Origin of the sequence: Pseudoteredinibacter isoporae (assembly GCF_011602085.1) — a bacterium.
Classification (GTDB): domain Bacteria; phylum Pseudomonadota; class Gammaproteobacteria; order Pseudomonadales; family Cellvibrionaceae; genus Pseudoteredinibacter; species Pseudoteredinibacter isoporae.
Genome location: NZ_JAAONY010000001.1, coordinates 592,032 through 603,921, shown reverse-complemented (window position 1 = coordinate 603,921; position 11,890 = coordinate 592,032). Strand labels below are relative to the sequence as shown.

Below are 11,890 nucleotides of genomic sequence, written 5' to 3'. Positions count from 1 at the left end.
ACTTTTTGATTCGTATATCCGTTTGTTACAATCCAACGATGAAAAACTCAAACCTGTTGTTAGAGCTTCGTAGTTATAGCTCCGAGACTCGTAGTCATCATCATGACTATCATCAGTTGGTGCTCCCGGTTGATGGTGAGTTATCTATTAGTGTTGATGGCAAGGAAGGTGCCGTGTTTTCCGAACAACTCGCCGTTGTCGCAGCGGGTAAGGATCACGGATTTTCTTCGTCAAACCAGAATGTATTTGTTGTCGCGGATATACCCGAGGCACTTGCACCGAACTTGGAAAAGCTGCCCGCATTTATCACCCTCGATCCAATATTGTCCCAGTATGTTTCTTTTCTACATCAACATATAAAATCAGATGCTTTTGGGAAAAACAGCGAACGTCAAATGTTACTTTTGCTCATCCAGCTATTACAAGAGCGATTCGGAAAAGAACTACGATTGGACCGCCGTATAGAGAGCGCTCGTGCTTACCTCGATCAACACTTTAAAGAAACTATTTCTCTCCCCCAACTTGCCAGCATTGCCAATCTCAGCCCTCGTCAACTCAGTAAACTGTTTTTACATGAACTCGGAATGACACCCTCACAGTATGTTATTGAGAAGCGCATGCAAAAAGCTTGGCACTTATTGGAGTGCAGTACTCTCAATGTCCAACAGGTAGCCGAGCATGTCGGTTATAGTAACCTTTCCAGTTTTAGTGATCGTTTTCGAAAACACTTTAATAAACCACCCAGTTATTTTCGCAAGATTGGCAAATAACTTCGCTGAATCGGCAAAGCGCACCCCACATCAAAACCCTAAACTTAGCTTTTTGCTTATGGATATAGGGCATGTCTCAAGTGCACAAAGCAACAATCATCGGCAGTATTTCAATAGTATTGTGGGGCACTCTGGCTTTATTGACTCAATTGACCGGGGGGCTTATTCCCACATTTCAAATGATGGCAATGACCTTTGGCCTCGCTTTTTTATGTATGCTTTTGTATTGGCGATCTCAGGGACACTGGGGTTTAAAACATCTTAAGCAACCATCAAAAGTCTGGTGGCTCGGAGTAGGCGGGTATTTTTCTTATCATTTTTGTTACTTCATGGCCATGAAACTGGCACCAGCGGTTGAAGTGAGCTTAATTACCTATTTATGGCCCTTATTGATTGTCCTTTTTTCCGCTTTGTTACCCAATGAAAAATTGAGAATAGCTCATATAGCAGGTGCCATAATGGCTTTTTCTGGATGTTGGATGCTGATTTACAAAGACGGTGCTCAAATTAATGTCCAACACATACCAGGTTATTTATTTGCACTTTCCTGCGCATTTATCTGGTCTCTTTATTCCGTTGCAAGTCGATGTATCAGTTCGGTGTCTTCAAATGTTGTTGCGTGGTTTTGCGCGGGTACGGCATTGCTCGCAGTATTTTGCCACCTTCTGTGGGAAGAAACTTATTGGGATCTGGATACTTCCCAATGGCTGGGTGTGATAGGACTGGGGGTCGGCCCCATAGGTATTGCGTTTATTACCTGGGACTACGGCATTAAACATGGAAACCTATCTTTATTGGGTGTCTTTGCCTACATGACACCACTCATCTCGGTATTGTTCCTCGTCATCTCTGGTAGCACTCAACTCAATGAAGATATTATTACGGCCTGCATTGCAATTATCTGTGGGTCCTTACTGGCAGGTCTCTTGGGAAAAAGCGCCAATTTGAAACAATCTCACCAATAACTCATTGAAAACGTAAAAATTCCAAATGACCATCTAATACACCCTCGCTATCTTCCACCTGTGGGTAGTGACCAATTAGGGGTAACTCTTTTAGATAATCCAGGCGGCAGTTCAGTTCTTTGTATCGCGCAACCATATGTGCACCCGATACGGGGTCTGCCGAACCGTTAATCAAGGCAAGCGGGATACTAGATTCCTGCAGGGGCTTGATCCAGCGTTCGCGATGTTGTTTTCGATCGTTGATGTAAGTGATGAGGTTGTGGAACAGGTGCTTGCCATTATTTTCATTAATCAGCTGCCAGAAGACCTGCAGCTCGAACTCAGTGGGCTTGCTGGCGGGACCAAACACACTGCTGAAATTCTTTTTAAACGATGCAAAACCATTAAAGTGATTAATCAGCGGGCCCAGTGGCGAGAGCAAAAGTTTTTGGGTAAGCAGGGCACGGTGCGTTTCCGGGAATATGCCCCCATTGAGGAAACAGGCCGACAGACATTTACCCGCGCCACTTCCCTCAAGCTGTCTGGCCAATAGCTCCTGGGCTACGGTATCACCATAGTCATGAGCCAGAATATGGTACTGCTCTAAGCCCAATTCACGGATTAATGCCTCGAACAAATCGGCCTGCCCATGAATGCTGTAGTTGCGTTTATTGGGCTTGTCGGAAAAGCCAAAGCCCAGCATATCCAGAGTGACCAGGCGATACCGACCCTGTAGCGGTTCCCATATAGCTTCCCAATCCCAGCTGGAGGAGGGAAAGCCGTGGATCAGCACAACCGTCGGTTTTTGCTCATTTCCACACCATTCATCGATGGTGAAGATACGATGACCACAAAGCTGGCGATATAGCCCCTTACTGCGCCAGTTTTCGATGGTTTTTGAGATATTCGCTTCAGATGCTGTGTTTTTATCGGCCTTTTCGCTCATTATCGCGTTTTCCTGTTTCTTTTATTCTTGCTCTCTGTTCGATTCGCGCGCGCTTTCCAGCTATCAATAGTGTAAAACATATACGAACTTGACTTCTAGTTCATATTCTAATTAGAGTTCAAGTATTGAACCGAAGATTCCACATGCTATGAAAACACTCCCCACCCAAAAGCGGGCCCTGGAAAAACGCAAGGCTCTGATTCAAGCCGCCAGAGTAAGCTTTGCCGAATGCGGCTATGAAAACACCACAGCAAAAACCATTGCCGAGGCTGCCGGGGTAGCGACAGGTACCTTCTACCAGAATTTTGAAAACAAAGACGATCTCCTGCGGGTGATTGCCCAACAGAAGCGCGATGAAATTTATCAGGCAGTACCCGGTTTAAGCACTCAAACTGTGGAAACCGAAGAGCAAAGCCGGGGTGGGTACTCCACTGAAGCTTTGTTCCGCCAAGTACTGGAAATCGTGTACGACTATCACGAAAGCGAAGCCGAATTGCATCAGGTAATGGAGCAGCGACGTTTTATTGATAAAGACCTGGATGAGATCCTGTTGCGCTCCGAAAACGTCATGGAAGAAAAAGTGCTAGCCTATGTAAAGGCACATAACACGTCAAATCCGGAAGCCGTTGCCTACAATTTATTCGCCATGGCCGAGGGGCTCGTGCACCGCCACGTCTTCGGCAAACCCAATAGCAGTAAGGAAGACACCCTGGAGCTGGGTGCAAAAATGCTTGCCTGTTATTTTGAATGCGATCAACACTGAACAAGCTGACATCGGAACGACAGCGATACTAAAAATATAAAAGAGATGACAATAATGAGTGATTCACATCTAGCCTATGACACCCTGATTCAGGGCGCGAAAATCTTTAACGAAGGAAAGACCGCGGTAATCGAAGATTTAGCGGTTAAAGATGGTCGTGTCGTCGAGCGTGGGAAAAACCTGGACGCCTCCAAGGCCGATAAAGTCATTAACGGTGAAGATCAGTGGCTAATGCCCGGCTTGTTTGACATTCACACGCATTATGATCTGGAACTTGAAATTTCACCCGGGCTTCCAGAATCTATACGACACGGGACAACCTCCGTTGTCATTGCCAACTGTAGCCTCGGTTTGGCTTTTGGTAATCAACGTGATGGCCGGAACGATCCGATCGTGGACTGTTTTGCTCGTGTGGAAAATGTGCCCAAATCTATTCTCCGCGGTTGTGCGGACAATGTTGATTGGGAAACCCCGGAAGACTATTTGAATCATCTGGATACGTTAAATCTCGGCCCGAACGTTGCTACCTTATTGCCCCATTCCATGTTGCGCATCGATGCCATGGGCTTTGAAGAAAGCATCAGCCGTGATCCCAGTGAGGACGAACTCACGGCCATGAAAAACACATTGGCCGAAGCTGTCGAGCTGGGTTACGTTGGTATGTCCACCGACGCACTGCCTTTCCATTATCTGGCGAGTGCAGCACATTGTGATAAAACCATCCCGACTCAGTTTGCCAAGTACTATGAAATTAAAACTTTGACCCAAGTCTTGCGAGAGAAAGAGGCACTTTGGCAGGCAACCCCACCGAAGGACAGTGCCATCGACACCTTAAAAACCTTTATGCTTTCCAGTGGCTTCTTCCATGGCAAGCCTTTAAAGACTACCGTCGTCGCTGCTCTTGATGTGTTCAATAATTGGAAAATTCTGAAGCTCGGACGTTTATTATCTCGTACACTAAACTCAAAATTCTTACGCGGTGATTTTCATCTGCAAGCTTTGGGTGCGCCGTTTAAAGTCTGGTCTGACGGTGCGGTAACCCCATTGGCGGAAGAAATCCCCGAACTGCGCCGCTTGAACGAAACCGACCTGGAAGACAGAGAAAGCCGTCAAAAAATCCTTAATGACCCCGAATATATACAAACCTTCCGAGACATGTGGCTTAAAGGGAAATCTGGCTTTGGCATTGCACGTCTCAAGCGCCTGATCAATATGGAAGACTACGCCTTCAATCGCGCTATGGAGGATATGCTCGTGGATCTTTGCCCTCTGGAACACTGGCAGGGCAAAAACTTCCAGGAGCTGTTCGATCGTGTACGCGACATAAAAAGAGGCAATGAAGTTTCCGGGCTGACTGATGAAGAAGCCGCTTTGATTGAAAAAGATTTTTTCTGGGTTAGCGATGAAGCAGATTTTGTACTGCAAACTCTGCGCACCTTTGATCTGGAACTCAGCTGGAGTACCGTTACCGCCAACCGTGATGTAAACACCGTACGCGAGTTGATTATGGACCCTCTATTGATGCCAGGCTTTAACGATAGCGGTGCCCACCTGAACAATATGGCCTTCTATGACGTTAATCTGCGCAGTCTTAAACTGGCTGCGGAGGGTGGTGATGCTGACGTGAGCTATATGGTGAAACGCCTGAGCAAAGATGCTGCCGATCTGTTTAACGTTGAAGGCGGCAGCATTAACATCGGTGACAAGGCCGACCTGATTCTGGTCGACCCCGAAGCCTTGAAAAACTACGATGGCGAAGCCAATGTTCAACGTCTCATGCGCGACGAATTCCAACACCATCAATTGGTAAACCGTTCGGAAGGTGTTGTACCGCTGGTAATGATCGGTGGCCATATCGCCTGGAAAGACGATGCCTACGGCAAAGACCTGGGCAAACTTCAAATGGGACGATTACTGAGAAATAAAAACAGTAACGTAGAAAGCGTAGAGCTTCAGGAACAGGACGTCGCCTGAGCAAATCAGTAAACGCTTATGCCAGCTGAAAAGTGACGGCATAAGCGTTCAGACCAAGCCATTCTCATCCTGCTAATCCGCTGGAAAAACTTTTAAGAATAAGGTCTTTCTATTCAGGAGTAGAAAAAACAGCCCTCACGGCTATCGGTACATTTTTAGATGGTTTGGGCTTATTGCTGTTGAGCTTTGCAGATTGGTTTAATCCAAATCTACGTCAAACATCGCCTGCAACATCGACAGGGACATTTTCATTGCCTGCTGTCGGCTTTCGCCTTCCTGAAAGGAGGTTTGGGAGATCAGGAAAATCGACGCGACGCGAATAAACTCCAATGTATCGGCGCGATGCTCACGGTTGTATTGAATCTCAAAATTGTCCAACAGCTGGCCAATCCCATCGGCAATCCGTTGATTGTGCACGGTCATCACATTATCAAGACTCTCACTGCGCGAGCGGATGTTATAAATCTCTTCATAGGCCGCATAATTGCCATAGTGGCGCTGTAGGATTTCCTGAAAAATACTGGTGATGGCTTCGGCAATCGTCTCACTCTCGCGACACTCCTCCAAACAACCGTAAAACGTATCTTCAATACCATCCAGCCAGCGTTTGGCCAAGGCTTCTACCGCCTCGGTTTTATTGGAGAAGTACTGATAGAAGGATCCCGTGCCGATCCCGGCCTGGGTGGAAATCTTGCGAGCGGTTAATTGGGCATAGCCAATCGTCGCGAGAAGCTGCTCCACCGCATCGAGGATTTTATTAACCGTCTCTTCCCCTTGTTTGGTTATGGGGCTTCGTCGGGTGGCGCTACTACTCATTAAAGGCGGTTTCCCTTGTCTTGTTGTTTTCATATCGGGTGTTGGCTTCCTGCCTGCGGCATTCTAGCCTTTGGCTGGGGAGAAATCATCTGACCATCCTTTCTCAGGAAAATTTCACTCCACATGACACTTTAGTCATATGACTTATTGATCACATGACTAAAGTGTCATACTATCTCGCCAGATCGATAAACACAAAACCATAATAATAGTGAGGCTAAGATGAAAACCCTGTCCCCCATAGGCTGTCTGTCTCTGGCAGCTCTGCTCGCCACTCAAGCGTCCGCTGAGAGTGGCCTATTGATAGAAGAACTCGTAGTAACCGCCCAAAAGCGGGCCCAGAACCTGACTGATGTCCCCATCGCCATTTCCTCCTTCGGAGCAGGTGACATTGAAGCGACAGCCTCCCGCCAATTGGCTGATCTGGCGGAGCATATTCCCAACCTCGCGATGGACAGCAGCAATGCACTGTCTTCAGCCGTCGCCATTCGCGGTGTTGGTTCCAGCAGCCGGAATATCGGCTTTGATGGTCGGGTTGGGGTCTATATTGATGGCGTCTATATGGGGCAGTCTCCAGCCTTGAACCAGCAATTACTGGATCTGCAAAGGGTTGAAGTTCTGCGTGGCCCACAAGGTGCATTGTTCGGGAAGAACACGGTTGCCGGCGCAATCAACCTGATCACCGAAAAACCGGGTGCGGAAAACTATACCGAGTTAGGCATCAACGCCGGCAACTATGGGGCCCGCCAATTCAGTATTAAATTCAATCGAGCCTTGAGTGACGATGCTGGTCTGAAATTCTCCGTCGCCAGCCTGCAACGCGATGGTTTTGCCCACAATGAACTCGACGGACAGGAACTGGGCAATATTGATAGCCGCACCGTTCGCTTGCAGTACCGACAGGAATTGAGTGATTCGCTCAGTGTGTTATTGAGCGGAGACTATATGGAGGTCGACCAGAATTCCATTTTTAACGATGGTATCGCAGTTACCGACAGTTTCGGCACCCGTCAAATTGCTCGACCGGAAGATCGCAAAGCCAATGTCAATTTTTTGCCCCGCGACGAACGGAGTATTGGTGGCTTGTCGATGGATATTGAGTACGAATTGGATAACGGTTTTGGTCTGCGATCCGTCAGCGCCTGGCGCAGTACCTCGGCAGAATTCCGAAACGATGTCGACTACTCGCCACTGGATGTACTGACCAGCACTTTCGATGATAAGTACCAACAGTTTACCCAGGAATTTCAATTAATTTCTCCAGCGAAGGACGAATTCAATTACGTTGTCGGGCTGTATTATTATCGCCAGGATGCCGAAAGTGAGCGCAATGCTTACCCCGGTAGCATCGCATTATTTCCGGGCTGGCCAACAGCGCCGGTGACGACCGATGGTGAAGTGGATACCGAAAGCGTGGCCGTGTTCGCGAATGCCGAAGCGAACTTTGCCGAGAACTGGCGCCTTGGATTCGGATTCCGCCTGGCTACAGAAACCAAAGACGTCGATTGGACCATTGATGGCAGTGGCTCCGGTATCTTTTTTATCGGCGTAGGACAGGTGCAGGATTCCCGCCGCGACACTGATTTTTCCCCGAGTCTTTCTCTGAGCTATGACATCAATGAAGACCTCAGCGCTTATGTACGCTATGCCGAAGGTTACAAAAGCGGGGGCTATAACCTCGATTATGTTACCCAGGCCGATCTGGTCGCGGGTATCGAGTTTGACAAAGAAACCGTCGAAAATTTTGAACTGGGTTTAAAAGGATCACTGTTTAATGGCCGAGCCCGTTTTAGCGCGGCACTGTTTCGTGCAGACTATGAAGATTATCAAGTGAATCAGTTTCTCGATCTGGGCAATGGCGCAACCTCAATTTCCATCCGTAATGCTGCCAAGGTAGAAACCTCGGGTGCTGAACTTGAGCTGGATGTAAAACTGGCAAAATCACTGACTCTCTCCGCCGCATTGGGTCTTTTAAGTGCTGACTTCGATCGCTTTCCAAATGGTGGCGGCCAAGGTGTGGATCTGGATGGCAATCGTCTTCCTGGGGCAGCTGAACGCCAAGCATCTCTCGCTCTGGATTACCGCACCCCCTTGGGTTTTATCGATGCCGAGTTGGGGATCAATTTGAACGTCAGTTACAGTGGCGATTATTTCACAACAGCCACCAATGTTCGCAGTGCCACTCTTGGCGATGGCAGCACTCTGGCCTACGGTCATGTGGATTCCCATAGCCTGGTGAACCTTCGCGTTTCTCTGATGGAATCAAGCGCTCGATGGAGCGTAGCTCTTTGGAGTAAAAATCTGCTGGATAAGGAGTTTGTGGTCAACGATGGTCGGGATTTTCTCAACACTTATAACATTGGCCTGAATGACCCACGCACCGTTGGACTCGAAGCCACCTACGCATTTTAAATAGGAGTTTTTCATATGCGCGCTTTAAAACTGACCGCCATCATGGCTGTAGTGGTGGTCGTCACGCTGGGTATTGTTGCCAACAACGACACCGTTCAACAAAAGCTCTATGTTTGGCATTTGGGTTTGCCTAATGGTTTGTTTGAAAATCTTTTGGATAATCCCACAATCGAAGGTGAAGGACAGAGCCTGCACCCCAAACTGCAATATCTATTGGAGTTGCATGGCGATCCTGAAGAGGAACCCTTTGAGTACTATCTCGAAAACCCGGAAGCCATGGCGTATCTTCGAAAGATGGTGGATATCTACTGGCCTTTGCGGGCGAAGTCTACCGCCGCGATGGCTAAGGTGGAAGACCGTTTGGTTCCCGATGGTGACAATGGGGAAATGCGCCTTCGAATTTACACCCCGGACAGCGCCGTAAATCAAAGCGAGCCGGTTCCTATCATGGTGTATTTTCACGGCGGTGCTTTTTTAATGGGCAGTATTGAAGCACTGGACCCGGCGGCCAGACTGATAGCCAATCGATTGGGTGCTGTAGTTGTCTCGGTGAACTACAGACTTGCCCCGGAGCATCCATTCCCGGCAGCCCATAAAGACGCAGCGGCGGCATACCAGTGGGTAAGAGAGCATGCCGAAGAGCTTGGTGGTTCGCCGGGAAAACTTCTGGTAGGCGGCGACAGTGCCGGGGGAAATTTGGCGCTGTCGGTGAGCCATCAGCAAATTATTGATGGCCAAAGCAAACCGCTGTTGCAATTGCTGTTTTATCCAAGCACCGATGTGTCCATGGATTACCCGTCTTACGATTTGTATAAAAATGGATTCGGTTTGGATGAAGACGTCATCGAAGCAGCCCTGGCGGCTTATGTTGCCGATGCCAGTCTTGAAGAACAACAAGGGGCAAACCCCATTGACTATCACACCCTTAACGCCATGCCACCCACGGTTGTGGCGACAGCGGGGTTTGACCCGATTCGGGATCAAGGCAGCCAGTTAGCCGATAAGCTAAACGGCTATGGCGTAAAGGTGACACACCTGCATTACCCAAGCCTGATTCACAACTTTCTGGAATACACCGGTGTGGTTGACGACGCCGAGCGCGCCACCGAAGAAAGTATCGACCAGATTCGCCAATGGTTGAATACTCTACCCAATTCTTAACTCCACTCCTGTAGAGTCTTGCAACTTGAGAGCGGCTTGGCCGCTCTTTTTTTGTTTTATCTCCTGAATTTCCTGGTTTATAGTGGTGTTCAACCGGCTCCAGCCACTTCCCGCTCAGGGAGCAGCTGTTTCCCAAGGAGATATGTCATGCCAAATCATCCCCTTACCTCGCGACAACAATGGATTGAAGCCCGCAAAGAACTCCTGGCCAAGGAAAAGGAATTTAATAAACTGCGCGACGAACTCTCGCAACAACGCAGGGAATTACCCTGGGTGGAAGTAAGCAAGCCGTATCTGTTTGAAGGCGAAACGGGAACTCGATCCTTAAATGATCTTTTTGGTGAACACAGCCAATTGATTGTTTTTCACTTTATGTTTGGCCCGGATTGGGAAGAGGGCTGTCCCAGTTGTTCCTTCTGGGCCGATAACTTTAACGGCATTCCCATTCACCTCGCCCATCGCGACGCAGCCTTCGTTGCAATTTCTCGCGCACCCTATGAAAAACTCTCAGCCTACCGGGAAAGAATGGCTTGGACCTTCCCCTGGTATTCTTCTGTAGACAATGATTTCAATTTTGATTTCCATGTGTCTTTCAACCAGGAACAAATCGAAGCGGGCGAGGCCGAATACAATTATCGCCAAACCAATATTCTCGGGGAACTCCCCGGTGTCAGTGTGTTTTGCCGAGGCGAACATGGTGAGATCTACCACAGCTATTCCACCTACTCTCGTGGGCTGGATATGTTGAACGGCGCCTATCACTTAATGGATATTCTACCAAAGGGCCGGGATGAATCAGAACTGCCACGCCCAATGGCCTGGCTGCGTCGACATGATCAGTACAACGACGATGCATAGCCACTGGCTTAAGCAGGGCGACAATCCTTTGCACTAAAACCATAATAGGCTTTAAAGGCTCTAGAAAATGAGGCTTGCTGCTGATAACCAACTTGCTCGGCTACATCGGATAAGGCCGCTTTTTGTTGAATAAGTTGCATAGCCCATTGCATCCTTAGCCTTGTTTTATACTCAAACAGTGTTTCACCGAAAATGGATTTAAAGTTTTGTTTGAGTGAAGTTTGATTCGTACCAACAGCTCTGGCCAACTCAATGATGGTAAAGTTTTCACTGAAATTATCAGCGATAAAATCTCTTGCTCGAATCAAAGTGTCAATATCCTGTACGGAATAACTCTCTTCATCCAGATGACTGATATTGCTAATGGTTTCAATAACATAGCAGATCAGTTCTTCACTACGACTGTGCACATAACTCAGCCAGAGTTTATCACTGAACCTTTCCCTGGCTGATAATATGGCCGATGCCGCATTGATGATGTCAGCATTCAGGGGCAATAGGTAGTTACTCACCCGAATGGAGTGATTAAAAATAAACTGAGCAATACTCTCCGGGATAGAGAGAATCTGAGGTGCCAGGTTTTGGTAGAAGTATTCGGGTTTAAAATGAAAAGTCACCGACCTTTCTCGTTTTGGGTGAATTTCCAATTCAAAATCCTGCCCTATGGGGTGAGTACCCGCACTTAGGCAAGGTGCGACCAACTCCTGGCTTTGATTGCCACCGAAATTAAAACAGGTATGGCCTTCTAATTTGACATGGATATCGAGCATCCCGGCTCCACGCTGTCTATCAAAGCGCGTTTCCCGGCAATGAAAATCGGCAATCAAAACAAAGAAATCATCTGAGAACTGGCAGCATTGCCATCCTCCTTCTCCATCAACATCAGACATGCTCACATTCGCCCCAAACCATGATTTATTGGGGTTTTCAAACAGAGTATGTGCTTCATCTGATTGTTTAAGACGTTCGATTATCTCACTGATGCCACAATCGCCGTCACCAAGATTGAGCTTGTTAATACGTACTTTTTTGTCAGGCGCCATAAGCATCACTCGATAAATGCAGTATCGCTATATTAACTGCATCTGTTAATAATCAAGAGCAGCAGACTAAAGGAGAATCTACGGCAATTAGGGCGAAATGTCCAAAATGCTAAAAAAACTTTCATATGAGCAAATACCCGCAAAAGAGGCCTGACTAAAATCACTTTCCTACTCGTTCATCAAGTCACTATAAAAATAAACAG

At 47.7% G+C, this 11,890-nt stretch carries 10 protein-coding genes; 7 read left to right on the top strand and 3 right to left on the bottom strand.

What is annotated here, in order from left to right:
• Positions 1 to 38 precede the first annotated feature (38 nt).
• Together G8768_RS02565 and yddG are read left to right on the top strand one after the other, a co-directional pair.
• Complete coding sequence (locus G8768_RS02565) at positions 39 to 770, top strand: AraC family transcriptional regulator (RefSeq protein WP_166851820.1); 732 nt, start codon at positions 39 to 41, stop codon at positions 768 to 770.
• Positions 771 to 841: 71 nt separating this feature from the next.
• Positions 842 to 1,735, top strand: coding sequence for an aromatic amino acid exporter YddG (gene yddG, locus G8768_RS02560; RefSeq protein ID WP_166851823.1), 894 nt, complete (start codon positions 842 to 844; stop codon positions 1,733 to 1,735).
• A 1-nt stretch (position 1,736) separates the two neighbouring features.
• On the opposite strand, the gene G8768_RS02555 is transcribed toward yddG, so the two are convergent.
• Positions 1,737 to 2,660, bottom strand: coding sequence for an alpha/beta fold hydrolase (locus G8768_RS02555; RefSeq protein WP_166851826.1), 924 nt, complete (start codon positions 2,658 to 2,660; stop codon positions 1,737 to 1,739).
• A 148-nt stretch (positions 2,661 to 2,808) separates the two neighbouring features.
• Here G8768_RS02555 and G8768_RS02550 point away from each other — a divergent pair, with 148 nt between their 5' ends.
• Together G8768_RS02550 and G8768_RS02545 are read left to right on the top strand one after the other, a co-directional pair.
• Positions 2,809 to 3,423, top strand: coding sequence for a TetR/AcrR family transcriptional regulator (locus G8768_RS02550; protein ID WP_166851828.1), 615 nt, complete (start codon positions 2,809 to 2,811; stop codon positions 3,421 to 3,423).
• A gap of 54 nt (positions 3,424 to 3,477) precedes the next feature.
• Entirely contained in the window at positions 3,478 to 5,397 is a 1,920-nt protein-coding gene (locus G8768_RS02545; protein WP_166851832.1) for an N-acyl-D-amino-acid deacylase family protein, read from the top strand.
• Positions 5,398 to 5,595: 198 nt separating this feature from the next.
• Here the strand turns inward: G8768_RS02545 and G8768_RS02540 are convergent, their stop codons facing one another.
• Positions 5,596 to 6,213, bottom strand: coding sequence for a TetR/AcrR family transcriptional regulator (locus tag G8768_RS02540; protein WP_166851835.1), 618 nt, complete (start codon positions 6,211 to 6,213; stop codon positions 5,596 to 5,598).
• 222 nt (positions 6,214 to 6,435) lie between these two features.
• Here G8768_RS02540 and G8768_RS02535 point away from each other — a divergent pair, with 222 nt between their 5' ends.
• The 3 genes from G8768_RS02535 to G8768_RS02525 all read left to right on the top strand — a co-directional run bounded on the left by G8768_RS02535 (position 6,436) and on the right by G8768_RS02525 (position 10,644).
• Positions 6,436 to 8,625, top strand: a complete 2,190-nt coding sequence (locus G8768_RS02535) for a TonB-dependent receptor (protein WP_166851838.1) — start codon at positions 6,436 to 6,438, stop codon at positions 8,623 to 8,625.
• 15 nt (positions 8,626 to 8,640) lie between these two features.
• Positions 8,641 to 9,786: an alpha/beta hydrolase gene (locus tag G8768_RS02530; RefSeq protein WP_166851841.1), complete on the top strand. Its 1,146-nt coding sequence runs from the start codon at positions 8,641 to 8,643 to the stop codon at positions 9,784 to 9,786.
• A 147-nt stretch (positions 9,787 to 9,933) separates the two neighbouring features.
• Positions 9,934 to 10,644: a DUF899 domain-containing protein gene (locus tag G8768_RS02525; protein WP_166851844.1), complete on the top strand. Its 711-nt coding sequence runs from the start codon at positions 9,934 to 9,936 to the stop codon at positions 10,642 to 10,644.
• An 8-nt stretch (positions 10,645 to 10,652) separates the two neighbouring features.
• Here G8768_RS02525 and G8768_RS02520 read toward each other — a convergent pair whose 3' ends face one another.
• Positions 10,653 to 11,687, bottom strand: a complete 1,035-nt coding sequence (locus G8768_RS02520) for a helix-turn-helix domain-containing protein (RefSeq protein WP_166851847.1) — start codon at positions 11,685 to 11,687, stop codon at positions 10,653 to 10,655.
• Positions 11,688 to 11,890 lie beyond the last annotated feature (203 nt).